Source organism: Saccharopolyspora sp. NPDC050642, from assembly GCF_040654735.1.
GTDB lineage: Bacteria > Actinomycetota > Actinomycetes > Mycobacteriales > Pseudonocardiaceae > Saccharopolyspora > Saccharopolyspora elongata.
In genome coordinates, this window is record NZ_JBFAIN010000035.1 from 1 (window position 1) to 24,310 (window position 24,310).

The 24,310-nt window shown below is 71.6% G+C and carries 24 protein-coding genes; 14 read left to right on the top strand and 10 right to left on the bottom strand.

All coding sequences use genetic code 11. From position 1 onward, the window contains the following. Window positions 1-406 precede the first annotated feature (406 nt). From AB0H93_RS34885 to AB0H93_RS34900, 4 genes are all read left to right on the top strand, one after another. Complete coding sequence (locus tag AB0H93_RS34885; protein WP_358578897.1) at window positions 407-1,696, top strand: DUF222 domain-containing protein; 1,290 nt, start codon at window positions 407-409, stop codon at window positions 1,694-1,696. A gap of 85 nt (window positions 1,697-1,781) precedes the next feature. Then, a complete protein-coding gene (locus tag AB0H93_RS34890) occupies window positions 1,782-2,462 on the top strand; it encodes a FadR/GntR family transcriptional regulator (RefSeq protein ID WP_358578899.1) in 681 nt (226 codons plus the stop codon). Between the two features lie 6 nt (window positions 2,463-2,468). After that, window positions 2,469-3,476: an Lrp/AsnC family transcriptional regulator gene (locus AB0H93_RS34895; RefSeq protein WP_358578902.1), complete on the top strand. Its 1,008-nt coding sequence runs from the start codon at window positions 2,469-2,471 to the stop codon at window positions 3,474-3,476. Window positions 3,477-3,551: 75 nt separating this feature from the next. Continuing rightward, window positions 3,552-4,520, top strand: a complete 969-nt coding sequence (locus AB0H93_RS34900; RefSeq protein ID WP_358578904.1) for an alpha/beta fold hydrolase — start codon at window positions 3,552-3,554, stop codon at window positions 4,518-4,520. A gap of 13 nt (window positions 4,521-4,533) precedes the next feature. Here AB0H93_RS34900 and AB0H93_RS34905 read toward each other — a convergent pair whose 3' ends face one another. Further along, entirely contained in the window at window positions 4,534-4,770 is a 237-nt protein-coding gene (locus AB0H93_RS34905; protein ID WP_132491312.1) for a hypothetical protein, read from the bottom strand. Between the two features lie 142 nt (window positions 4,771-4,912). Between AB0H93_RS34905 and AB0H93_RS34910 the strand changes: the two genes are divergently transcribed. From AB0H93_RS34910 to AB0H93_RS34920, 3 genes are all read left to right on the top strand, one after another. Then, window positions 4,913-6,121, top strand: coding sequence for a dipeptidase (locus AB0H93_RS34910; RefSeq protein WP_358578907.1), 1,209 nt, complete (start codon window positions 4,913-4,915; stop codon window positions 6,119-6,121). 96 nt (window positions 6,122-6,217) lie between these two features. After that, on the top strand, window positions 6,218-7,111 hold the full coding sequence (locus tag AB0H93_RS34915) for an oxygenase MpaB family protein (RefSeq protein WP_358578909.1): 894 nt from the start codon (window positions 6,218-6,220) through the stop codon (window positions 7,109-7,111). Next, window positions 7,108-7,719 (top strand): helix-turn-helix domain-containing protein, encoded by a 612-nt coding sequence (locus tag AB0H93_RS34920; protein WP_358578912.1) that lies wholly within the window; start codon window positions 7,108-7,110, stop codon window positions 7,717-7,719. The genes AB0H93_RS34915 and AB0H93_RS34920 overlap by 4 nt, the downstream gene beginning before the upstream one ends. On the opposite strand, the gene AB0H93_RS34925 is transcribed toward AB0H93_RS34920, so the two are convergent. Genes AB0H93_RS34925 through AB0H93_RS34965 form a run of 9 tightly spaced genes read right to left on the bottom strand, consistent with a single transcriptional unit; the run spans window position 7,716 to window position 16,254 of the window. Next, on the bottom strand, window positions 7,716-8,231 hold the full coding sequence (locus AB0H93_RS34925; protein WP_358578915.1) for a hypothetical protein: 516 nt from the start codon (window positions 8,229-8,231) through the stop codon (window positions 7,716-7,718). The two genes, AB0H93_RS34920 and AB0H93_RS34925, sit on opposite strands and share 4 nt — an antisense overlap. After that, entirely contained in the window at window positions 8,231-9,349 is a 1,119-nt protein-coding gene (locus AB0H93_RS34930) for an MlaD family protein (protein WP_358578917.1), read from the bottom strand. The genes AB0H93_RS34925 and AB0H93_RS34930 overlap by 1 nt, the downstream gene beginning before the upstream one ends. Next, window positions 9,346-10,371 (bottom strand): MCE family protein, encoded by a 1,026-nt coding sequence (locus AB0H93_RS34935; RefSeq protein WP_358578919.1) that lies wholly within the window; start codon window positions 10,369-10,371, stop codon window positions 9,346-9,348. The genes AB0H93_RS34930 and AB0H93_RS34935 overlap by 4 nt, the downstream gene beginning before the upstream one ends. Then, window positions 10,368-11,441, bottom strand: a complete 1,074-nt coding sequence (locus tag AB0H93_RS34940) for an MCE family protein (protein WP_358578922.1) — start codon at window positions 11,439-11,441, stop codon at window positions 10,368-10,370. Before AB0H93_RS34940 ends, AB0H93_RS34935 begins: the two co-directional genes overlap by 4 nt. Then, the gene (locus AB0H93_RS34945) at window positions 11,438-12,415 is read right to left on the bottom strand and encodes an MCE family protein (protein WP_358578924.1); all 978 of its coding nucleotides are present in this window, start codon (window positions 12,413-12,415) and stop codon (window positions 11,438-11,440) included. Before AB0H93_RS34945 ends, AB0H93_RS34940 begins: the two co-directional genes overlap by 4 nt. Continuing rightward, the gene (locus tag AB0H93_RS34950) at window positions 12,412-13,413 is read right to left on the bottom strand and encodes an MCE family protein (protein ID WP_358578926.1); all 1,002 of its coding nucleotides are present in this window, start codon (window positions 13,411-13,413) and stop codon (window positions 12,412-12,414) included. The genes AB0H93_RS34945 and AB0H93_RS34950 overlap by 4 nt, the downstream gene beginning before the upstream one ends. Beyond that, entirely contained in the window at window positions 13,410-14,570 is a 1,161-nt protein-coding gene (locus tag AB0H93_RS34955) for an MCE family protein (protein WP_358578928.1), read from the bottom strand. Before AB0H93_RS34955 ends, AB0H93_RS34950 begins: the two co-directional genes overlap by 4 nt. A gap of 50 nt (window positions 14,571-14,620) precedes the next feature. After that, a complete protein-coding gene (locus tag AB0H93_RS34960) occupies window positions 14,621-15,445 on the bottom strand; it encodes an ABC transporter permease (RefSeq protein ID WP_358578931.1) in 825 nt (274 codons plus the stop codon). Next, window positions 15,445-16,254, bottom strand: a complete 810-nt coding sequence (locus AB0H93_RS34965; RefSeq protein WP_132491342.1) for an ABC transporter permease — start codon at window positions 16,252-16,254, stop codon at window positions 15,445-15,447. The genes AB0H93_RS34960 and AB0H93_RS34965 overlap by 1 nt, the downstream gene beginning before the upstream one ends. 417 nt (window positions 16,255-16,671) lie before the next feature. Here AB0H93_RS34965 and hpnC point away from each other — a divergent pair, with 417 nt between their 5' ends. The 7 genes from hpnC to hpnH are packed head-to-tail and all read left to right on the top strand — an operon-like array spanning window position 16,672 to window position 24,309. Beyond that, window positions 16,672-17,580 carry a squalene synthase HpnC gene (gene hpnC / locus AB0H93_RS34970; protein WP_358578934.1) on the top strand — a complete coding sequence of 303 codons (909 nt, stop codon included), beginning with the start codon at window positions 16,672-16,674 and terminating at the stop codon, window positions 17,578-17,580. Then, entirely contained in the window at window positions 17,577-18,440 is an 864-nt protein-coding gene (gene hpnD, locus AB0H93_RS34975) for a presqualene diphosphate synthase HpnD (RefSeq protein WP_358578937.1), read from the top strand. Before hpnC ends, hpnD begins: the two co-directional genes overlap by 4 nt. Beyond that, on the top strand, window positions 18,437-19,798 hold the full coding sequence (hpnE, locus tag AB0H93_RS34980) for a hydroxysqualene dehydroxylase HpnE (RefSeq protein WP_358578940.1): 1,362 nt from the start codon (window positions 18,437-18,439) through the stop codon (window positions 19,796-19,798). The genes hpnD and hpnE overlap by 4 nt, the downstream gene beginning before the upstream one ends. Next, the gene (locus AB0H93_RS34985) at window positions 19,795-20,796 is read left to right on the top strand and encodes a polyprenyl synthetase family protein (RefSeq protein ID WP_358578943.1); all 1,002 of its coding nucleotides are present in this window, start codon (window positions 19,795-19,797) and stop codon (window positions 20,794-20,796) included. The genes hpnE and AB0H93_RS34985 overlap by 4 nt, the downstream gene beginning before the upstream one ends. After that, window positions 20,793-22,700, top strand: a complete 1,908-nt coding sequence (gene shc, locus AB0H93_RS34990) for a squalene--hopene cyclase (RefSeq protein WP_358578945.1) — start codon at window positions 20,793-20,795, stop codon at window positions 22,698-22,700. The genes AB0H93_RS34985 and shc overlap by 4 nt, the downstream gene beginning before the upstream one ends. Before the next feature lie 2 nt (window positions 22,701-22,702). Then, window positions 22,703-23,308 carry a hypothetical protein gene (locus AB0H93_RS34995; RefSeq protein ID WP_358578948.1) on the top strand — a complete coding sequence of 202 codons (606 nt, stop codon included), beginning with the start codon at window positions 22,703-22,705 and terminating at the stop codon, window positions 23,306-23,308. Further along, complete coding sequence (hpnH, locus tag AB0H93_RS35000) at window positions 23,308-24,309, top strand: adenosyl-hopene transferase HpnH (protein WP_358578951.1); 1,002 nt, start codon at window positions 23,308-23,310, stop codon at window positions 24,307-24,309. Before AB0H93_RS34995 ends, hpnH begins: the two co-directional genes overlap by 1 nt. Window position 24,310 lies beyond the last annotated feature (1 nt).

Genomic DNA, 24,310 nt, shown 5'->3' on the forward strand with positions numbered 1-24,310 from the left:
GCGGGGATGGCCCGGTGTGGGTTGGCTCGTTTGCGGCTTGCGTTGCGGGGTGGCCGTTTTCGGGTTGGCCGGGGCTGGTGGGGTTTGGTTTCGGGTTGATCCGTCACAGGGGTCGGGCCGTTGTGGGGATGACTCGACTTCGCGGGAAATCGACCCCTGGTCGCCGGGCACGGTGCGCACGGCCGATAGTGGCGCGGGGTTTGGTGGTGGAGGGGGTCGCCTTCGGCGTGTCGTGACCGTTTCCCTTGACATGACTCGGTTTTCACGACCCATGGCGGGGTGTTTCACCTGATCAAGCGACCATAAAAACAGTGCGAACGCATGTTCGAATCAGGAGAATGGAGGTATGACACCGCTACTGAACACCCAGGACACGACCAGGGACCTCGTTGGTCCGTGGTCGGCGGTGTCCTGCACCGATGCCGAACTCGCGGCCCGTATCCAAGAACTGGAGAAGGAGATGCGGGTGCTGATGTGGGAGCAACTGCAATACATCGCCGAAGCCGACCACCGCGCCATCCACACCGAGACCACCACCCGATCGCTACAGGTCTGGCTACAGGGGCTTCTCAACATCGACCCGCGTGACGCGAAAAGCCGTGTCACGGTGGCCCGCAATGTTGAAGACCGGCGGACCCTGTATGGCGAGACGATGCCTCCGGACCTTCCCGACACAGCTCACGCTCTCTCTGAAGGCGCGATCGGGCTGGAGCACGCGCGCGTCATCGTCAACGGAATCCGACGCCTACCCGAGTACGCCCGCTGCCACCAGGTCGCCGAGGTCGAATCAACCCTCGCCGGGTATGCGCGGACGATGTCGCCGAGGGAGTTGGAGAAACTCGCCGAACGCATCCGCTACCTGCTCGACCAGGACGGCGCCTACCGCGACGAAGAAACCCAACACGAAGCACGCGAGTTGCACTACGCGACCGCCCGGGACGGGATGACCGTCATCAAGGCGAAGCTGGACCGTGAAACCGGGGCGAAGTTCGCTGCGCTCATGCAACCGCTGGCCGCGCCCCGACCCGAGATCGACGGAGAGAAAGACCCGCGCACGGCCGGGCAGCGGAACGCCGACGGGTTCGCCGCATTGCTGGACCTGGCGCTGGACCATGATGGGATGCCGCGCACCGGTGGACAGCGGCCGCAGATGACCATCGCCATCGACTTCGAGGACCTCAAGCGGGGCTTGGAGGTCATCGGCGAGGACGGCATGCCCGGCACGCTCAACACCGAACGCGCCATCACTGCCCAGAACGCACGCAGGATCGCCTGCGACGCCGAAATCCTGCCGATCGTCCTCGACGGCGACAGTCTCCCGTTGGATGTGGGCAGGGCGAAGCGAACCGCGCCCACTCACATTCGAGCCGCGTTGCTTCGACGTGATGGCGTGTGTGCCTTCCCCGGGTGCGACCGACCGCCGGGAACTTCCGAAGCGCACCACGTCCAGCACTGGGCCGACGGTGGTGCCACTGATTTGGACAACATGGTCATGCTCTGCGGTCACCACCACCGCTCGCTTCACAACCAGCGCTGGGACATCACCATGCGTGACGGGCGGCCCGAGTTCATCCCACCGCCCACAGTGGACCCCAGACGAACACCCAGACCAGGCGGCAGAGCGCTACCCGCCCAGCATCGCGAGTACCTCCGGGAGCTCATCCCCGCACCACGGGGCCCGGCGGGCGCGGCATGATGCCCAGGTGGGTGTGGTCGTGCGGAGGACGTCGGACGTAGGATGTTCGGGCAACGTTGGTGGTGCTTGATCGGTGGAGGGCTTGATGGCGGGTGGCGGCAAGTTGCTTCAGGACAAGGTCGTCGACCTGATCCTGGAGTCCGGGCTGCCGCCGGGCGCTCCGCTGCCGAGCGAGCCGCAGCTGATGGCGCAGTTCGGCGCTAGTCGCAACTCCATCCGGGAGACGCTGCGGGCGCTGCACACCCTCGGCATCGTGGACATCCGGCACGGGTACGGGACCTTCGTCGGGGAGGCGCCGGTGACCGCGCTGCTTCCCGGGTTGCTGTTCCGCGCTCGGCAGTCCGCTCGGCAGGACGCCTCCACGCTGGCCGACTTCCTCCAGCTGCGGCGGATCCTGGAGACCGCGTTGATCTCCGAGGTGCCGCAGCACGCCGACGACGAGCTGATCGGCGAGCTCGAGTCGTGCATCGCCGAGATGCGCAGCGGCGACGTCGTCGAGGCCGATCGGCGGTTTCACCAGGCGCTGTACCGGCCGGTCGGCAACGAGATCGCGGTGCAGCTCATCGACCTGTTCTGGACCGTCTACCACCGCGTCGAAGCCGAGATCGATCCGCCCGAGGTGGTGCGCGACGAGATCGGCGACGAGCACCAGCGCATCGTCGACGCCATTCGCGCCGGTGATTGCGACGCGGCAGCCGGGGAGATGGCCAGGCACTTCTCCGACATAGAGCGGCGTTCGCGGCGCTTCGTCGACGAGCAGCAGTAGCCCGCCGTGGAGCAGCTAGACGACCTCGATCGCCGGATCGTGGCCGCCCTGCAGGTCAACGGCCGGGCGAGTTGGACGGACATCGCGGGCGTGGTGGGCACCTCGGTGACCACGGTGGCCCGGCGCGCGCAGCAGCTGCTGGCCGACGGGATCGTGCGGATCACCACGCTGACCAGGCTGCAGCAAGGCGGCGACGGCGACTTGTTCCTGGTCCGGGTGTCCTGCGCGGCCGGTCAGCAGTTGGTGACGGCCGCTGCGCTCGCGGACCGTCCGGACGTCCGCTTCCTGGCGGTGCTGACCGGCGAACACGACCTGATCGTCGAGATCCAGGTCCCGAACGGGGCCGGGCTGCACGCGCTGCTGGTGGAGGAGCTGCAGGGCATCCCGTGGGTGCGGGACAGCGTCGCCGACCTCGTGCTGCACACCTACAAGATCGGGCAGGACTGGAGCCGCCAGCTCCTCGGCAGCGCCAGCGTGCTGTCCGAGCCGCGCACGCTGCACCTGTGCGAAGACTCGCACCTCGACGAGCTCGACGGCTGGATCGTCGCGCTGCTGCACGAGAACGGTCGCGCCGGTTTCCAGAGCCTTGCCAAACAGCTCGGCGTCAACGAGAGCACTGTGCGGCGGCGCTGCGAGGCGCTCTTCCGCCAGGGCTGCGTGGAGACCGTGACGCTCGTGCCTGCTGCCGCGCTCGGGTACGAGGCCGAGGTCCTGCTGTTCGTTTCCGTCGAGCCCTCGAAGCTGGAAGCCGTCGCCGCGCGGCTTTCCGAGCATCGCGGCGTTCGGTTCGTCGCCGCCCTGCTGGGCCAGTACTCGCTGGTCTGTGAGGTGATCATGCCGACCACCGCGGACCTCTACCGCTTCGTCACCGGCACCCTCGGCCGCATCGACGGGGTCCGCAGCTGGCAGGCGAACGTGGAGGCGCTGACCGTCAAACGCGGCTTCGTCGTGGTGCCCTGGGCGCAGGCCGCGCTGGCGAAGGCCCGGAATACTGCTGCCGGCCCAACGGATTAGGCCGTCGATTCTGCCGATCAGATCCCTACTGGCGAGTAGCATCTGTCGCGATCACGACGATCGCCTGGAGGATCAATGACGATCAGCCGTCGGCACCGCATGCTCATGCTGTGCTCCCTGACCGCCGCCGGGATGCTCGGCGCGACATCGGTGAGCGCGGCCGAGCGCAGCCCCGAAGGTCCGGAGCTGCACAGCTTTCCGCCCGCGTTCGGGTTCTCCATGCTCAACCCGGACGTGGACGCCCCGGGCACCAACGACTGGTCCTGCCGGCCGACCTCGCAGCACCCGCGTCCCGTGGTGCTCGTGCACGGCACCTGGGAGAACCGGTACAACAACTTCGCCGAACTCGCCCCGGCGCTGAAACGGGACGGTTACTGCGTTTTCGGGCTCGACTACGGCGATTCCGACGACAACGGCGCCGGCCTGCACCCGGCCGTCAAGGGCACCGGCGACATCCGCCGCTCCGCCGCCGAGCTCGCCGACTTCGTCGACGAGGTGCTCGCCGCCACCGATTCGTCCCAAGTGGACATCGTCGGCCACTCCCAGGGCGGCGTCGTACCCCGCCAGTACCTGAAGGCCGAAGGCGGCGCCGACCTGGACGATCCCGCGAACAACAAGGTCCGCAACCTGGTCACGCTCGGCGCGACGCACCACGGCACCACCCTCAGCGGCCTCGCGACGCTGGCCGACCACCTGCGACTGCTCGGCGTCGGGCAGCTGGTGCTGGGCGAGGCCGCGACGCAGCAGGCGCAGGGCTCGGAGTTCATGACCGAGCTCAACGCCGACGGGGACACCGTGCCCGGCGTCGACTACCACGTGATCGCGACCCGCTACGACGAGGTCACCACGCCCTACGAGTCGACGTTCCTGACCGCCGGACCCGGCGCGACGGTCCGCAACATCACGTTGCAGGACGGCTGCGCGATCGACGCCTCCGACCACCTGTCCATGACCTATTCGGGCCGGGCGATCGACTACGTCGAGCAGAGCCTCGACCCGACCGCACCCGAACCTCGGTGCGAACCGAACCCGCCGGTCTTCTGATCCGCCCCGCCGCCTACGGGCCGCGGACCTCCTGCCACTCGACCGCCGAACCTTCCCCCGCGGGATCGCGCACCGGCGGGGTCAGGCGGGCGATCTGCTCGTCGATCAGTTCGTCCAGCTCCGCCAGGCGGGCGCGCAGCTCCTCGGTGCGGCGGCGCGACGCGCCCGGCAGCTGCGCCGCCAAGTGCCCGTACTCCGCGAGCACGCTGGGCAGGTCGCTGCCGTCCTGCTGCCTGGGGATGTGGTCCATGCCTTGATGGTGCGGGCCGTGGCGGGATTCGTCGATTCGATCAGGCGGCGTCGAAGCGTCGCCGCCGGGGCCCGCCGAGCCCGGATATGCTCGCCGGAGGTTCACCCGGTGTGATGATTTTTCGGAAGGTTGGGGTGTGGAGATGACCGACACGGCCGCGCTGGAGCGGGCCCGGGCGCTGCTCGCCGAGCACCCGGTGATCGACGGCCACAACGACCTGCCCTGGGCGCTGCGCGAGAACGTCGGCTACGACCTGGACCGCTGCGACATCTCCCAGGACCAGTCGGCGCTGCTGCACACCGACCTGGCTCGGCTGCGGGCCGGCGGCGTCGGCGGCCAGTTCTGGTCGGTGTACGTCAAGGCCGAGTTCCAGGGCGACAAGGCGGTCAGCGCGACCATCGAGCAGATCGACTGCGTGCGCGCCCTCGCCGCGCGCTACCCGGAGCACCTGCAGCTGGCGAACACCGCCGACGAACTCGTCGCGGCCCGCGCCGCCGGCCGGATCGCCTCGCTGATGGGCGCCGAGGGCGGGCATTCCATCGCGTGCTCGCTGGCCACCCTGCGCGCCCTGTACGAACTGGGCGTCCGCTACCTCACGCTCACCCACAACGACAACGTGCCGTGGGCCGACTCGGCCACCGACGAGCCCGCTGCGAACGGGCTGACTCGGTTCGGCGTCGAGGTGGTGCGCGAGATGAACCGGCTGGGCATGCTGGTCGACCTCTCGCACGTCGCCCCCGACACCATGCGGGACGCGCTGCGCGCCACCCGGGCCCCGGTGATCTTCTCGCACTCCTCGTCCCGGGCCGTCTGCGATCACCCGCGCAACATCCCCGACGACGTGCTGGCCGCGCTGCCCGCCAACGGCGGCGTTGCGATGGCGACCTTCGTGCCGAAGTTCGTGCTCCCGGCGGCGATCGAATGGAGCAAGCAGGCCGAGGCCGTCCTGGCCGAGCGGGGCTTCCACCCGCTGGACACGACACCCGAGGCGCTGGAGGCGTTGCGGGCTTACGAGGACGCCACCCCGCGGCCGGTCGCCACCGCCGCGACCGTGGCCGACCACCTCGACCACATGCGCGAAGTGGCGGGCATCGACCACATCGGCATCGGCGGCGACTACGACGGCGTCGCCTTCACCCCGCGAGGCCTGGACGACGTCGCCAGCTACCCGAACCTGATCGCGGAGCTGCTGACCCGCGGCTGGTCCGAGGCCGACCTCGCCAAGCTCACCTGGCACAACGCCGTGCGCGTGCTCCGGGACGCGGAGGCCGTCGCCCGCGACCTCCAGCGCACCGAGCGCCCGTCGATCGCGACCATCGAGCAGCTGGACGGCGCCGACGGCCCTCGTTAGACCATTGGGGCGGGACGGTGAGACATCTGTTGACCAGGTGTCTCACCGTCGATAGCTTCGGGGCGTCGAACACCCGCCCGAGACGAGGTGCTGCGAATGAGGCGTTTCGACCGGCTGGAGCGCATCCTCCAACTCGATCCCGACCGCGACTGCGAGGAGATCTACCGGCTGCTCGCCGAGTACGAATTCCCCTGGGACATCACGAAAGCCCTGGAATTCGCGCTGTTCCGCACCTACGCGGTGCCCAGCATCGGCCGCCTGCTCGACCGCACCGGCGAGTTCACGCGTGCCGCGCAGAAGCGCTACGACGACACCGTGCTGATCCTGTTCGAGATCTTCCACTGGGGCACCGAGAGCGACCGCGGGCGGCAGGCGCTGGAGCAGCTCAACGCCATCCACGGCAGGTTCCGGATCAGCAACGAGGACTACGTCTACACCCTGTCGACGTTCGTCGTGACGCCGGTGCGCTGGATCGACCAGTTCGGCTGGCGGAAGCTGCACCCGCGCGAGGTGCGGGCGCTGACCAACACGATGCGGCGGCTCGGCGAGGGCATGAAGCTCTCCGGCATCCCGCAGACCTATGCGGAGTTCGAGCGGCTCTTCGACGATTACGAGCGCGAGCACTTCGCGTTCGACGCGGGCGGCCGCCGGGTCGCCGACGCGACGCTGGAGCTGTTCGGAGCCTGGTACCCGAGCCTGCTGTCGCCGGCCGTGGCGCGCGCGGCGCGCTTCCTGATGGAGCCGCACCTGCTGACCGCGTTCGGGTTCCCGCAGGTCGCGGGCGTCGGCCGCAAGGCCGCCGAGGCGGCGCTGAAGGTGCGTGCCGGGCTGGTGCGGATGGGCCCGGTCCGGCCGGATTCCCGCCCGGTGGCCCCGGATCCGCTGTCCTATCCGGACGGTTACGAGATCGCCGACCTCGGCCCGGACTCGTTCCACGGCCACCAGGCCAAACGCCGGGCGAAGCAGGCGGCCTGCCCGGTGGCCACATGACGCCCGACGCGCTGGAAGGTGCGTTGCGGCGCCCGTTCGCGGAACCGGCGAACGATCGAGTGCTGGACGCGGCGCGGGAGGCGTTCGAGGACGTCGGCATCCAGCGGACGACGATGCGCGACATCGCCCGCCGCGCCGGGCTCGGGCGCGCCACGGTGTACCGGCGCTACCCGGACCGGGACGCGGTCGTGGCGGCCGTGCTGATGCGGGAGGTCCGCGTCTTCCTCGCCTGGCTGGACGAGCGGATCGACCACATCGAGGATCCCGCCGAGCAGATCGCGGAGTGCTTCGTCGCGGTCATCACCGGGCTGCGCGGGCATTCGCTGCTGAACAGGCTGCTGACGCTCGAACCGGCAGCGGCGCTGCCGGCGTTGACCGTGGACGCCGGTGCCGTGCTGGCCGTCGCCCGCGGCTACCTCGCCGCGAAGCTGCGCGAGCACCAGCAGGCCGGTCGGCTGCGGAGCTTCGATCCCGAGCCCGCCGCGGAGGTGTTCGTGCGGCTGGCGCACTCGATGCTGCTCAGCCCGCCCGGCTGCATCCCGGCGGACGACGACGCGCGGTCCCGCGCCTTCGCCCGCGCCCACCTGGTTCCCGTGGTCACCGGTTAGAGCAGCTTGATGTCGTCGATGAGCCAGCGGTCGTCGACCTGCACGAGGGTCATCTGCATGCGGTTGCGGTCGATGCGCGGCTGGGGCGTGTTGACGTTGGTGATCTGCTGGTCGACGAACAGCGCCACCACGGCGCGCTGCTGATCCGACTCGACGATGCCCGCCGACAGCACCGAGCCGTGCGAGACCGCCCGGTTCTGCTTGATCAGCTCGGTGAGCCCGGCGCTGATCTGCTTGTACTGCTCGGCGAACTGGCCGTGCGAGTTCGCGGTCACCGCGGCGAAGTTCCGGTCCAGCTCGTTGAAGTCGTAAGTGGACAGATCCGCGGCGTAGGTGCGGGCCGCCTCCAGCGCGCTGGAACGGGCTTGCGCGGCCGAGTGTTCCTGGAGCAGCTGCCAGCCGAGGTAGCCGACGGCGCCGAGGATCACGACCACCAGCGCGAGCACCGGTAGCGGCTTGCGGAGCGGTTGGGGCTTGACGTCGTGATCGGCTGCGGTGGCGGTGGCGGTCATCAGCGAACTCCTTGCAGCGGAATCGAATACCAGGGACCCGGGCGCGGCGCGTTGGCCGCGCCGCGCTGGCCGAAGTTCGGTTGGTCGGCGGGGCAGTGCCAGTCGAGCCCGGCCTCGCGGGGAGCCACTTCGGTGGGGGAGCGGCGTTCCTGCGGCGTGGCGCAGATCGGGCCCTGCGTGCCGACGAGGTAGAAGTCCGCGGTGTCGCCGTGCACCACGCCGCCCAGCCCGGAAAGCCCGGCGGGCAGCGAGATGATCAGCTGCTCCAGCGCCGGCGCGCGGACGGCGACGATCTGGCTGGTGGTCACCAGGTTGCCCAGCAGGGCGGTGGCCGCCGGATCGCTGCGCGCGAACAGGTCCGCGAGCTGCCTGGTGGCGCCGGGCGCGGTGTCCAGGATCCGGTTGATCTCCGGTTCGCGGTCCCGGATCTGATCGCTCAGCGAGCGCAGGCCCGCCGCCAGGTCGCGGATCCGGTCGCCCTGCGCGCCGTCGGGGCCGACGAGCGTCCGCGTCCCGTCGACCACGCCTTGCAGCTGCGGTTGCCGGGCCCGCAACACCTTTAGCAGCGTCGCCGAGTCGTCCAGGATGCGGGCGAGTTCCGGGCCGGCGTCCTGCAGCCCGGTGGCGAGGGCGTCGGTGACCGTCGCGACGTCCTCCGGCCGCAGCTGCTCGCTGAGTTCGGTGAAGTGCACCAGCATGGTTTCCAGCGGCATCGGCCGTTCGGTCCGATCCCGCTCGATGACGCTCCCGTCGCGCAGGAAGGGGCCGGAGTCGTGTTCCGGTTGCAGGTCGACGGTCTGCAGCGCCAGCGGCGTGGCCATGCTGACCACCGCCCGGGTGTCGGCCGGAACCCGGGCATCGGGATTCAGCGCCAGCTGCACCGAAACCCCGCCACCGCCCGGGTCGAGCCGCACGTCGGCGACGGTCCCGATCACCACGCCCCGGTAGGTGACCTGGGAGGTCGGCGTGATCGACGCGCTGTCGGTCATCCGCATGGTGACCCGCATCGGCTCGTGCAGCGCCCGCGGGCCGGCCACGTTCGCGACCACGTAGTACGTGCACGCGATGCTGATCACCAGGAACAGCGCGAGTTGAGCCAGGGTGAGGCGGCGGTTCATCGGGTGCCTCCTCGCAGGATCGCGCCCACGCCACCCTGGCCGGGCGCTGGCATCGGGGCGCCGGGGGCGAGCAGCTGCACGACGGTGCCCGGCACGTCGAGCGTGCCGTTGAACATCAGGTAGTCGCCGGGCGCGGCCTGCTGGAACAACCCGTAGAACCGGCGCAGCGACTGCACCGTGGTGCCGATGCTGCCGTCCAGGGCCTGCAGATCCGCCAGCACCGGCCGGAACTGCTCGACCTGCCTGGTCAGGGACTGGTCTGTCTGGTCCAGCAGGGCGGCGGTGGCGTTGCTCAGCGACGCGGTGTCGTCCAGCAGCGCGGTGAACCGCTCGCGCTCGGCCAGCAGCGCGTCGATCGCGGGCCGGACCTGCGTCACCGCCGCGTCCAGGACGGCCTGGTTCTCCGCCAGGTGCCGCGAGGTGGCGTGCACCGAGTCGATCAGCTCGGTGAGCTCGTCGCGGTGCCGGTCCAGCGAGGTCAGGATGTGCTCCAGCCGGCCCAGCAGGTCCCGCGTCTGCTGTTCGCGGCCGGCGAGCGCGGTGTTGAGCTCGGTGACGATGGTCCGCGCCTGGTCCAGCCCGGAGCCGTTGAGCAGGGTGGCGACGGCGGCGAGCGCGTTCTCGACGTCCGGGCCCCGGGAGGTCCGCTCGATCGGGATGACCGACCCGTCGCCGAGCACCTCACCATCCGATGTGGACGGTGGCTGCAGGATGACGAACTCCTCGCCCAGCGGGGAGGCCAGCTCCAGGCGAGCGGTGGTGCCGGCGGGCAGGCGGACGTCCTGGTCGATGTCGAGCGTCACGACGGCGCGGAAGTCCGCGGTGCCGATGTCCGACACCCGGCCCACCACGGCCTGCCCGATCCGGACCGCGCCGCCCATCGGCAGCCGCCCGGCGTCGGAGAACACCGCGGTGACCTGGTACCCGGAACCGCCGTCGCCGACTGGCAGGTTCTGCAGGCTCAGCCCGCACGAGCTGGTCAGGAGCACCGCCGCGAGCATCGCAGGCGCGGATCGGTTCATCGGTCACCTCCGAGCAGCGCGCGCAGGGGTTCGACGTCCGGCGGGAACGGGACGGGGTTGGTGATGCCCGCCCCGGTGCACAGCGGCAGCGGCAGCCGGCGGCACAGCTGCGCGGTGGTGTCGAACTGGCTGAGGTTGGCGGAGATGTTCAGCCGCAGCCGGAGGCGTTCGTCCTCGGTGATCGCGCGGTCGAAGTTGTCCATCGCCAGCGGCATCGTGTCCAGGGTTTCGGCGAGTTCCTGCTGCCGGGCGGCCAGCGTGCCGGTGAGCTGGGCGAGCCTGCCGACGTCGCCGCCGAGCTGTTCGCCGTGCTGCCGCAGCAGGCCGTCGACGGCGACCAGCACGTTGGAGAGCTTGCCGATGGCATCGCCGAACTCCTGCTGCTGCGCCTGGAAATCCGCTCCCGCTTGCGCGGTCGAGGCGGCCAGCGACTCCACGGTGCCCCGGTGCTGGACGAGGACCTGCACGAGCCGGTCCAGGTTCTCCAGCAGCGCACCGAGATCGCCGCTGCCGCCGGCCAGCACCTCGCTGGCCCGCGCGACGTTGGTGATCGCGCCGCGGATCTGCGGGCCCTGCCCGTCCAGCGCCGATGCGCTGCTGCGCAGCAGCCGGTCGAGCACGCCGGGATCGCCACCGGACGGGCCGACGGCGCTCAGCAGCGCGTCCAGCGACTTCGCGAGCTGGTCGAAGCGGATGGGGGAGCGGGTGCGCTCCACCGGGATCACCGCGCCGTCGGCCAGCCTAGGCCCGCCGGTGTAGGCGGGGCCGAGCTCGACGTAGCGGTCGCTGATGATCGCCGGGCTCATGATGTAGGCCTGCGCGTCGGCGGGCAGCGCGATGTCCGCGGGCATGCTCATCCGCACCCGCACCGTCGCGCCCTGCGGCTGCACCGACTCGACCCGGCCGACCTCGACGCCGAGGATCGCGACGCGGTTGCCGGGGAAGATGCCGTCCGCGAGGGCGAAATCGGCCGAGATCTCCAGATCGGCGCGGGGTGCCAGCACGCCGAACCAGCCGCCGGTGACGAGCGCGACCAGCACGACGCACGCGATCAGCGTTCTGCGGCTCATCGGCACCCCTTGAACAGCCCGGCGGCGCACAGCACGTTGTCCGGGACCGGGCCCAGCGGCGCGGTGACCTCGCTCCACGGGCCGTTGCCGGTCGCGTTGGTCAGGTAGCGGCTGGCCGGACCGAGCCGCCGCAGGCTCTCGTCGATGGCCTGGTCGTTGCGCGCCAGCGAGTCGGTCAGCGCGTGCAGGTCCGCCAGCAGCGGATCGAGGACGTCCCGGTTCTCCCGGAACAACCGGTCCAGCTGGTCGGTGATGGTGTGCACGTCGGTGATGAGCTGGCGGATCACGGTCCGGCGCTGTTGCAGCGCGTCGATGATCAGCTGTGCGTCGCCGAGCAGTGCGACCAGCGTGTCCTGCTGCTCGACCAGCGTCGTGGTGAGCATTTGCGTGCCGCGCAGCAGTTCCTGCACCTGCGCGCCGCGTTCCCCGACGATCGCCGATGCGGCCGCGATGCCGCCCAGCGCGTCGCCGAGCAGCCGCGGGTCGTCCGGCGACACCTCGTCGAGGGTGTCGATCATGGCGCGCAACTGCGGGAGGTCCAGGCCCTCGGCGGTGGACTTCGCGGCCGTCTGGAGTTCGTCGAGGCTGTAGGGCACCGAGGTGTGCGACAGCGCGATGGTGTCGCCGGGCGAGAGCCGGCCGGGACCGGCGGAATCCACGCTCAGGTAACGGGTTCCGAGCACCGTGCGCAGCTTGATCGCGGCGCGGGTGTCGCGACCCAGGGCGTGCGCGTCGTCGAGCCGGAACGACACGCGCACCCGGTCCCCGGCCAGCGCCACCTCGGTCACCCGCCCCGCGGGCACCCCGGCGACCATGACCGGCGTGCCCACCGAGAGCCCGGCGGCGTTGCCGAACTCCGCGTGGAACTCGTTGGTGCGCAACAGGAACAGCACGCGCGGCACGGCGACCGAACCGGCCAGCAGGAGCAGCACCACGACCGCGCCGATCGCGCCGTTGACCAGCACCTTCCTCATCGGCACACCTCCGTGTGCGGGCCCACGCCCAGCTCGACGGGATCACCGGCGACGTAGACGCTGAGGTTGCAGAGGTAGACGTTCGCCCACGACCCGTAGCTGGTGGTGCGGTTGAGGGTGCCGAGGAACGCGGGCATCTCCTGCACGGCGCCGTCGATCTGCTGCTGGTTGCGCACCAGCATCGCGGTGATCTCCCGCACCGAGCGCACATCGCGGGACAGGCCGGGCCCGAGATCGCCGAGCAGCTCCGCCAGCGAGCGGGCCACCGCCGAGCCGCCGTCGATGGCGGCCGTGATCTGCTCGCGGCTGGCGGCGGTCTCCGAGGCCAGCCGGGCCAGCCCGTCGACCAGGCCGCGCAGCTCGTCGCGCCGCTGGTTCATGGTGCCCAGCACGGCGTTGAGGTTGTCGATGACCTCGCCGATGACCTCGTCGCGGCCGGCGAGGGTGGCGGTCAGCGAGACGATGCGCGACAGCAGCGCGTTGACGGTGGCCCCTTCGCCCTGGAAGACCGCGACGATCTCGGCCGCCAGCTGGTTGACCTGCCCTGGCTCGAGGGCCTCGAACAGCGGCTTGAACCCGTTGAACAGCGCGGTGAGGTCCAGCGCCGGGCGGGTGCGCTCGACCGGGATCGTCGCGCCGGCCGGCAGCGGCGGCCCGCCTTGCCCCGGGGTGAGCGAGAGCGCCCGGGCGCCGGTGAGGTCCGCGTAGCGGACGACGGCCAGCCCCGAGGCGGGAATCCGCTGCTCGGCGGCCACGTCGAAGGACACCTGCGCGAGGCCGTCGCGGGCGGTCACCTCGGCGACCTCGCCGACCCGCACCCCGGCGACGGTCACGGCGCTGCCCGGCTGCAGACCCGTCACGTCGGTGAAAACCGCGTGGTAGGTCACCGATGGGCCGGTCATCGGATCGGTCAGGGTGTTCACCACGACCACGCCGGAGAACACCGACGCGGTGACGAAAGCGGCGAGCCGGATCAGGGCGGAGCGAGCTGGTTTCACGGCGTGACGACCTCCGATCCGCGCACCACCGGGCCCAGCAGCAGGCCCAGCACGTCGGGCGACGGCGGGGCCGCCGCGGGCGGGACCGGCAGCAACGGCGCCAGCTGCCGCATCGCGTCGAGATCCTGCGGACCGCCCACCGGCCCGATCGGCCCGCGAGGCTGCGCCGCGCCGCAGTTCGGCCCGGCCAGCCCGGGGTAGCGGGGGCAGTCGGCGGACGAGTACGGGTACGGGCGGTCCAGGGTTCCGGACATGCGGATCTTCAGGAATCCGGTGGCGAAGGCGCGATTCGCGCCGTCGAGGAACGCGTCCAGGCCGCCGACCCCGTCGCGCACCGCGTCGGGATACCGGCCGACGACCTCGGCGATCGGGTCGGTGGCGCGCACGATGTGGATGATGCGCTGCGCGTTCTCGTCGACGAACCGCTGCGACCGGTCGGTGAACGCGAGCCCTGCGCCGAGAAGGTCGCCGATCGCCTGCTTGCGCTGCACGATCGTGCCCGACAACGCGACCGCGTTGTCCAAGGCCCGCACCGCATCCGGTGTCGCGGCGGCGATGTCCGCGCCGAGTGAGGAGATCGCGTGCACGTCCTCGCCGAGGTCGTCGAAGGGCGGTCCTGCGGTCAGCTGCGCGGCGTCGTCGAGCACGCCGCCCAGCTGGGCGCCCCTGCCACGCAGCGCTTCGGCGAGCGCAGACAACGCGACCTGCAGCCGGGCCGGTTGCAGGGAATCGACCAGCTCGTAGAGGCGGGTGTACGTGTGGTAGAGCTGCATCGTCGGGCGGGAGTCGTCCGCCGGGAGTGCCGACCCGGCCGCCAGTGCGGTGCCGCCGGGCGATTCGGGGGCGACGAGGTCCAGGTACTGGTCGCCGAAGACGGTGCGCGGCATCAGGCGCACCCGGACATCGCCCGGGATGGCGGCCAGGTCGTCGGGATCCAGCCGCAGCGTCAGCCGCGAACCGCCGGAGCCGGGCTCCACGCCGGCGAGCCGCCCGACCCGGACACCGCGGTACTGCACCGGTGTTTCCGGCCGGATCAGCCCGGCGGCAGCAGGCAGCACCGTGGTGACCTCGGGGTCCGACCGGAACGCCCCGGCGCCGCCGAGCACCGTCGCGGTCGCGGCGACGAAAAGCACGAGCAGCGCGACGAATCCGCGCACGGCCAGCACCGTTCGGCGTTGCGCTGCTGATCGTCGCCGTCCGGCCACCGCTACATCCCCAAGGCCGGCAGCGTCGGGCGCACTCCCCAGAACGCGATGCTCAGCAGCACGTCGGCGACGGTGATGGCGACGATGCTGGTGCGCAGCGCGCGCCCGGCGGCCTTCCCGACGCCCTCCGGGCCGCCGGCGGCGTAGTAGCCGTACGCGCAGTGCACCAGCGTCACGACGACCGCGAACGCCACGGCCTTGAGCAGCGAGAACAGCACGTCCTCCGGTGTCAGGACGAGCCGGAAGTAGTAGTTGTAGGTGCCTTCGGAAACGCCGTTGATGGACACGACCGCGACCCCGGTGGCCAGGTAGGAGGCGAACAACCCCACCAAGTACAGCGGAATGACCGACAGGAACGCCGCCACCATCCGGGTGCTCACCAGGTAGGGCAGCGACCGCACCGACATCGCCTCCAGCGCGTCGATCTCCTCGGCGATGCGCATCGCGCCGAGCTGCGCGGTGAAGCCGGTGCCGACCTTCGCGGCGAGCGCGATGCTGGCCACCAGCGGGGCGATCTCCCGGGTGTTCACCAGCGCCGCCGCCAGCCCAGTCATGGGGGACAGGCCCAGCAGGTCCAGGCCGCGGTGCCCCTCCAGGCCCACCTGGGTGCTGGAGACGAACGACATCGCGAACACCACGCCGATGGTGCCGCCGCCGGCCAGCAGCGACGCCGAACCCAGGCTGATCTCGCCGACCAGCCGGGCCACGTCGCGCCGGTACCGGCGCAGCACGTGCGGAATCGCCGCGATCGCCCGGAGGTAGCAGGTGAAGTGCAGCCCCACCGCGGCGAGCACGTCCACGATGGAGCGCGACCGGGGCGGCGCCATCAGTACTCCCCCTTGGCGGGGACGAGCACCGGGTACAGCTCGGTGATCACCGTGTTCGCGACGAAGACCAGGATGAACGAGATCACCACGGCCTCGTTGACCGCCGTGCCGACGCCGCCCGGACCGCCCTTGGCGGTCAGTCCCTTGAAGCAGGACACCAGCGCGGTGAGCACCGCGAACACGGCGGCTTTCAGCAGCGCGACGACGAAGTCCGGCACCCGGGAGAACTGGGTCAGCGTGCGCAGGAACGCGCCCGGCGCGTCGCCGAGCACCCACACCTGGAACAGGAAAGTGGTGGCGATCCCGACGAGCAGCACGATGCAGGCCAGCAGCGCGTTGACCACGGCCGCGGCCACCACGCGCGGCACCACCAGGCGCTCGATGACCGGCAGCGCCATGACCTCCAGCGCGTCGACCTCGTCGCGGATCTTGCGGGCGCCCAGGTCGGAGCACATCGCCGAACCGCCGACGCCGGAGATCATCAGGGCGCAGATCAGCGGGGCGGCCTGGCCGACGATCACGAACGCCACCACCGCGCCGCCGTAGCCCTGGGCGCCGAGCTGCCCGGCCAGCGAGCCGACGTTCAGCGCGACCACCACGCCCAGCGGGATGGTCACCAGCAGCGCGGGAAGCGTGGTGACGGCGGCCAGGAACCAGGCCTGCTGCAGGAATTCCGTCCAGCTGAACCGGGCCCGGCGCACCGACCGGAAGGCGGCCGCGGCGGTGCGCACGGCGAAGTCGAGCAGCAGCCCGGCCTGCAGGAGGGCGTCGCTGATCGGGCCTCGGACGGTGGGCAACCCCCGGTACATCCCGCGCTCCCTCCCCGTGGGGATGGTTCAGGACATTGAACGAGCGTGCGGCTTCGTCGTTACGCGTGCTGCCAGGCTGATCTCGAAGATTGCGATCAACGAAGATTGCGATCAACGCTGTGGGGTTGCCGCCCCGATGTCAATGCCCGCCACCCGAATGCCGGTAGGCGCCGGAACCGCCTGCGCGAGCATGATCACCGGCGGCCGCGACCCGCACTGTCCACTGTGGTCTCGACGTGCTCCGATCGGGCTTCCGACCGTCGATCTTGAGTCCTATGTGGATTGGCTCGGCCGGGTGTCGAACAGCGTTACGAATCACGGGAAAACGGATCGCGCGTTGCTCGCCCTGCGGTGCCGCTGAGGTGCTCATACGATGCCGTTTGCGCCTCCTGCGCCGGCGGATAGGGGGGAGGGTCGATGGTCTTGTCGCTGCCTGATGGCGCGGTGACCGGCGGGGATTCCGAACACGCGGACGGGATGCCACGTTCGGGTGATTTTCCGCGCAGTGCCGCGGTGCTCGCCCGGATGCGGTCGGAGAACTTCCCGGTCGCCTCCCGGATCCTGCCGCGCGGGCTGCGGCGACACCTGCACGCCCTGTACGGCTTCTTCCGGCTGGTCGACTACGCCGGGGACGAGGCGCCGGGCAACCGTGCCGCGCTGCTGGACTTCCTGGAAGTCGATCTCAAGCGGGCCTACCACGCCACGGCCCGGATCCCGATGCTGCAGGCGCTGACGCCCACGGTTGCCGAGTGTGCCATTCCGTACGACGTGCTGGTCAAGTTGATCGACGCCAACCGGCAGGACCAGCGGGTGCGGCGCTACCGCACCTTCACCGAGCTGCTCGACTACTGCGCGCTGTCGGCGAACCCGGTGGGCGAAGCGGTGCTGCACGTCTTCGGGCGCGCCGAACCCGTGCTGATCACGCTGTCGGACCGGGTGTGCAGCGCGTTGCAGGTCCTGGAGCACTGCCAGGACATCGCCGAGGACTACCAGCAGGACCGGGTGTACCTGCCGACCGAGGACATGCGCCGCTTCGGCTGCCAGGAACAGGACCTGCTCGCCGACCGCGCTTCGACGCGGCTGTGCGGGCTGATCAGGTACGAGGTCGACCGCGCGCGCCGGATGCTCGAAGCGGGCGCGCCGCTGGTCGGCGAGCTGTCCGGGATGGCCCGGGTGGCGGTCGCCGGCTACGTCGCGGGCGGCCGCGCCACCGCGGCCGCGTTCGCCGCGGCGAAGCACGACCCGCTGCGCGTGGACGTGCGGCCGGGCAAGTGGCGCACGTTCGCCGAATGGGGGCGGTTGTACGTGTTGGGGGGAACCTGGTGACCGATTGGGCCCGGATACGGGACGCCTACCTGGAGTGCGAGCGGATCACCCGGGAACAGGCGCGGAACTTCTCCTACGGGATCCGCCTGCTGCCCGTGCCGAAGCGGCGGGCGCTGTCGGCGGTCTACGCCTTCGCCCGCCGCGTCGACGACATCGGCGACGGCGACCTGCCGAGGGACGAGAAGCTGCGGCAGCTCAAGGAGGCCCGCCGGGCCGTCCACGCGGCGAGCATCGACGCCGCCGACCCGGTGCTGGTGGCGCTCGCGGACTCCGCCGCGCGCCTGCCGGTGCCGCTGGCGGCCTTCGACGAGCTCATCGACGGCTGCGAGGCCGACGTCCGCGGCGTGCGGTACGGCACCTTCGAGGAGCTGCTGCACTACTGCCGGTGCGTGGCGGGCTCGATCGGGCGGCTGTCGCTGGGCGTGTTCGGCACCATCGATCCCGCCATCGCAGAGGCGCGCGCGGACGCGCTCGGCGTCGCCCTGCAGCTGACCAACATCCTGCGCGACGTCCGCGAGGACCAGCTGTCCGGCCGGGTCTACCTGCCCGCCGACGACCTGGCGCGGTTCGGCGTCCGGCTGGAGCCGGGCAACGGCGCGGTCGAGGACCCGCAGCGGTGGGACGGGCTGATCCGCTTCCAGGCCGCCCGCGCCGAGCAGTGGTACGCCGAGGGGCTCCGCCTGCTGCCCATGCTCGACCGGCGCAGCCGGGCGTGCTGCGCGTCGATGGCCGGCATCTACCACGAGCTGCTGGCGCGCATCGCCGCCGACCCGCGCGCCGCGCTGGAGCAGCGGACCTCCCTGTCCGGCTGGCGGAAGGCGGGCGTCGCGGCGCGGTCGCTGGCGGGGATGGCGCCGTGAACCGGGGGCGGGTGGTGGTGGTCGGCGGCGGGCTGGCCGGCGTGACGGCGGCGCTGCGCTGCGCCGAACTGGGCTTCGAGGTCCGGCTGCTGGAGGCACGGCCGCGGCTGGGCGGCGCGACCTACTCCTTCGCGCGCGGCGAGCTCGTGGTGGACACCGGGCAGCACGTGTTCCTGCGCTGCTACACGGCCTACCGCGGCCTGCTGCGGCGCCTCGGCGTGGCCGGCTCGATCAGCATGCAACCCCGGTTCCACGTCCCGGTCCTGAGCCCCGTCGACCGGCCTTCGGTGCTGCGCCGCTGGAACCTCCCGGCCCCGGCGCACCTGGCCCCGTCGCTGCTGGACTACCGGATGCTGACGGCGGCGGAACGCGCGCGGGTGGCGCGCACCGCGCTAGCGCTGCGGCGGCTCGACCCGGACGATCCCGCGCTGGACGACATCAGCCTCGGGCAGTGGCTGCGGCAGCGCGGCGAGTCACCGCGCGCCGTCGACGCGCTGTGGGGGCTGCTGGCGGTGGCGGCGCTCAACGCCGCGCCGGAGGACGCGTCGATGGCCTTGGCGACGAAGGTCTTCCGCACCGGCGTGCTGGATTCCACCGACAGCGCCGACATCGCGATTCCGCAGGTGCCGCTCGGGCAGTTGCACGGCGAGGCGTCGCATCGCGCGCTGCTGGCGGCCGGAGTCGACGTCCGGGTCCGCTGCAAGGCCCGCACGATCCACCGCTCGGGCACGGGTTTCCGGATTCCGGTGCGGGATGGCACCGGTGACTCGGTGCTGACCGCCGACTCGGTCGTCGTCGCCGTGCCGCACCGCGCGGCGGCGCCGCTCGTCGCGGACCTGCCCGTGCCGGGCGTGGCCGCGTGGGAGCGGTTGTCGGCGGCGCCGATCGTCAACGTGCACGTGCTCTACGACCGCCGGGTCACCGGGCTGGAGATGGCCGCGGTGCTGGATTCGCCGCTGCAGTGGGTCTTCGACCGGACGGCCATCTCCGGCGCACCGCGCGGGCAGTACCTGGCCATCTCGCTGTCCGCCGCGCAGGAGCACATCCACGCCCGCACCGAGGACCTCCACGACCTGTTCGTCCCCGCGCTGCGGCAGGTCTTCCCGCACGCCCGCGCCGCGCGGGTCCTCGACTTCTTCGTCACCCGCGAACCCAACGCGACCTTCCGGCAGGCGCCCGGCACCGCCGCGATCCGGCCGCAGGCCCGCACTCCGGTGCCCGGTCTGGTGCTCGCCGGGGCGTGGACCGCCACCGGCTGGCCCGACACGACGGAGGGAGCGGTGCTCAGCGGCACGCACGCCGCCGAGGTAGTGGATCTCGACCAGCGATCGCAACGCGGCGTGGAGGTGACCGCATGACGACCGTCCTGCCACCAGCCCTGCACACGGCCAGGGAGGCGGTGGATCCGGCGCTGCGCGCCGCGGTGGCCCGGCTCGACCCGGACACCCGCCGGGTGTGCGAGTACCACTTCGGCTGGAGCAACGCCGACGGCACGCCGGACGGCGGTGGCGGCAAGGCCCTGCGGCCGGCGATGGTGCTGCTGTCCGCGCGCAGCGTCGCCGCGGAGGATCCGGTGGCGGCGGCAGCCGCGGTCGAACTCGTGCACAACTTCTCCCTGCTGCACGACGACGTGATGGACGGCGACACCTCCCGCCGCCACCGGCCGACCGCCTGGACCGTCTTCGGGAAACCGGCCGCGCTGCTGGCGGGCGACGCGCTCCTCGCGCTGTCCACCGAGATCCTGCTGGAGGCACCGTCGCGGCACGCGGCGGCGGCTGCCCTGTCGCTGACCACCGCGACCCGCACCCTGATCGCAGGCCAGGCCGCCGACTTGGACTTCGAGCGCCGCGCGGCGGTGGGGCTCGACGAATGCCTGCGGATGGCGCACGACAAGACGGCCGCGCTGCTCGCGTGCGCGTCCTCCATCGGCGCCCTTTTCGTCGGCGCGCCGAGGGAAACCGTGACCCGGCTGCACGCCTTCGGCACCGAGCTGGGGATGGCGTTCCAACTCGTCGACGACCTCCTCGGGCTCTGGGGAGATCCCGAGGTCACCGGCAAGCCGGTGCTCTCCGACCTGCGCACCCGCAAGAAGTCGGTGCCGGTCGTGCACGCGCTGAGCTCCGGGACCGCGGCCGGGGACCGCCTGCACCGGCTGTACGCGCAGGCCGAACCGCTCACCGAGGACCAGCTGCACGAGGCCGCCGAAATGGTGCAGCGCGCCGGTTCGGCGGAGTGGACCCGCCTGGAGTGCCGGCGGCGGCTGGCCACCGCCTACGAGCGGCTGCCCGACGGGCAGCGCACCGCGACCGAATCCCTGACCGAGCTGGCCGAATTCATCGTGCGGAGGAAGCTTTGACCGATCAGTTGCAGCAGGCCGCCCGCGCGGTCCCCGCCGCGGACGCCCGGACCGCGCTGGCCGCCGCCCGCGACCACCTGCTCTCGCTGCAGCACCCCGACGGCTGGTGGAAGGGCGAGCTGGAGACCAACGTGACGATGGACGTCGAGGACCTGCTGCTGCGGCAGTTCCTCGGCATCCGCACCGCCGGCGAGACCGAGCAGGCCGCCCGCTGGATCCGCTCGCAGCAGCGCGCCGACGGCACCTGGGCGAACTTCCACGGCGGCCCCGGCGACCTGTCCACCACGGTGGAGGCCTACACCGCCCTCAAGCTCGCCGGCGACGACGTGGCCGCGGACCACATGGTGGCGGCGCGCAGCTGGATCCTGTCGCGGGGCGGCCTGGAAGCGACCCGGGTGTTCACCCGGATCTGGTTGGCGCTGTTCGGCGAGTGGTCCTGGGACGAACTGCCCGAGATGCCCCCGGAACTCGTGCTGCTGCCCGAGTGGTTCCCGCTGAACGTGGCCGACTGGGGCTGCTGGGCGCGGCAGACCGTGGTCCCGCTGACCGTGGTGTGCACGCTGCGGCCGCGCCGGGATCTCGGCATCACCGTCCACGAACTGCGCACCGGCCGGCCCGCCGAACGCGTCCGTCCGCAGTGGTCGTGGAAGTACGCCTTCCACTCCCTGGACCGGATCCTGCACCGCTACCACCGGAGACCGGTCAGGGCGCTGCGCGAGCACGCGATGCGGCGCGCGGCCGAGTGGATCGTGGCCCGGCAGGAGGCCGACGGCTCCTGGGGCGGGATCCAGCCGCCGTGGGTGTACTCGCTGCTGGCGCTGCACCTGCTCGGCTACCCGCTGGACCACCCGGTGCTGCGGCACGGCCTGGCCGGGCTGGACCGCTTCCTGATCCGCGAGCAGACCCCGGCCGGTCCGGTGCGGCGGCTGGAGGCGTGCCAGTCGCCGGTGTGGGACACCGTGCTCGGCATGCAGGCACTGCGCGACGCGGGGGTGCCCGGCGATCACCCGTCGATGCTCCGGGCGGTGGACTTCCTGCTGGCGGAGGAGATCCGGGTCAAGGGCGACTGGTCGGTGCGCCGCCCGGACCTGCCGCCCGGCGGCGGCTGGGCGTTCGAGTTCGACAACGACGGCTACCCGGACATCGACGACACCGCCGAGGTGCTGCTCGCGCTGAACCGGGTGGACCACCCGGACCGGGCGGCGGTGCGCGGCGCGATGCAGCGCGGCGTCCGCTGGCTGCGCGGCATGCAGTCCGCCGACGGCGGCTGGGGCGCCTTCGACGCCGACAACACCCGCCAGCTGGTGCGCAAGCTGCCGTTCTGCGACTTCGGCGAGGTCATCGACCCGCCGTCGGCCGACGTGACGGCCCACGTGGTGGAGGCGCTGGCCGTGCTGGGCCACGACGACGAGGTGCTGCGGCGGGGTGTGCGGTGGCTGCTGGACAACCAGGAGGCGGACGGCTCCTGGTTCGGGCGCTGGGGCGCCAACCACGTCTACGGCACCGGCGCCGTGGTTCCGGCGCTGGTGCGGGCCGGTCTCGCGTCCGGGGACCGCGCGCTGCGGCGAGCGGTGCGATGGCTGGAGGACCACCAGAACGCCGACGGCGGCTGGGGCGAGGACATGCGCTCCTACGACGATCCGGAGTGGATCGGCCGGGGCGATTCCACGGCGTCGCAGACCGGGTGGGCGCTGCTGGCGCTGCTGGCGGTGGGGCGGCACGACACCGAAGCGGTGCGCCGCGGCGTGCGGTACCTGGCGCACACCCAGCGACCCGACGGCGGCTGGGACGAGCCGCAGTTCACCGGCACCGGGTTCCCCGGTGACTTCTACATCAACTACCACCTGTACCGGGTGATCTTCCCGCTCACCGCGCTCGGGCGGTACCACGCGGCCGGGGGCTAGCGATGCGATTGCTGATCTGTGCTCCGCTGGGCATCGAAGCCCAGGCCCTGCGGGCGGCCCTGGGCCGGGATGCGGTGCGCCGCACGGGATGCGGCCCGCGCCGCAGCGCCCGCGCCGCCGCCGCGCTGGCCGGGGCCGACTTCGACGCGCTGGTCGTCGCCGGGCTGGCAGGCGGCGTCGCCGCCGAGGTCCGCAGCGGCGACGTGATCGTGGCCGACGAGCTCCGCGGGCGCGGAGGCACCGTGCACTGCCCGGTGGCGGCGTCGTTGGCGGCGCACCTGCGCCGCGCCGGATTCCCGGTGCACTGCGGCCCGATCGCCACCGTCGACCACCTAGTGCACGGTGCCCGGCGCGGCGAGCTTGCCCGAACCGGGGCGCTCGCCGTCGACATGGAGTCCGCGGTGCTCGCCCAAGCGGCTGGCGGGCGGCCGCTCGGCGTCGTGCGCGTCGTGGTCGACACCGCGCGGCAGCCGCTGCTCCGGCCCGGCACGCCGAGCCGGGCGCTGGCCGCGCTCGCCCGCTTGCACGCCGTCGGCTCGTGCCTGCCGCGCTGGGGCCGGGCCGTCCTGCCGGAGAACCGATTCGTCGCACCCGAGGAGGTGTCCTGATGGGCATTCCGATGCGCCAGGCCATCCGCGTCGGCGCCTACCTGGTGAAGCAGAAGCTCGCGCGCCGCGAGAAGTTCGCCCTGACCCTGGAGCTGGAGCCGCTGTTCGCCTGCAACCTGGCCTGCGCGGGCTGCGGCAAGATCCAGCACCCGGCGAGCACGCTCAAGCAGCGGATGCCGGTCGCGCAGGCCATCGCGGCGGTGGAGGAGTGCGGCGCTCCGGTGGTGTCCATCGCGGGCGGCGAGCCGCTTATGCACCCCGAGATCGAGGTGATCGTCGACGAGCTGATCAAGCGCAAGAAGTTCGTCTACCTGTGCACCAACGCGCTGCTGCTGCCCCGCAAGATCGACAAGTTCCGGCCGTCGCCGTACTTCGCGTGGGCCGTGCACATCGACGGCCTGGAGGAGCGGCACGACGCTTCGGTGTGCAAGCAGGGCGTGTTCGCGCAGGCGGTGGACAACGTCAAGGAGGTCCAGCGGCGCGGGTTCCGGGTCACCACCAACTCGACCTTCTTCACCTCCGACACCCCGCAGTCGGTGATCGAGGTGCTGGAATACCTCAACAACGACCTCCGGGTCGACCAGATGATGCTGTCGCCGGCCTACGCCTACGACAAGGCGCCTGACCAGGAGCACTTCCTCGGCGTCACCGAGACCCGCGAGCTGTTCCGGAAGGTCTTCGCCGACGGGCGGCGCAAGAAGTGGCGGTTCAACCACTCGCCGCTGTTCCTGGACTTCCTGGAGGGCAAGGCCGACTTCCAGTGCACGGCCTGGGCCATCCCGTCCTACTCGCTGTACGGCTGGCAGCGGCCGTGCTACCTGATGAGCGACGGCTACGCGGGCAGCTACCAGGAGCTGCTGGCCGACACCGACTGGTCCGCCTACGGTCGCGGCCGCGATCCGCGCTGCGCCAACTGCATGGCGCACTGCGGCTACGAACCGACCGCCGTGCTGGCGACGATGGGCTCGCTGCGCGAGTCGATCCGCGCCGTGCGCGGCTGAT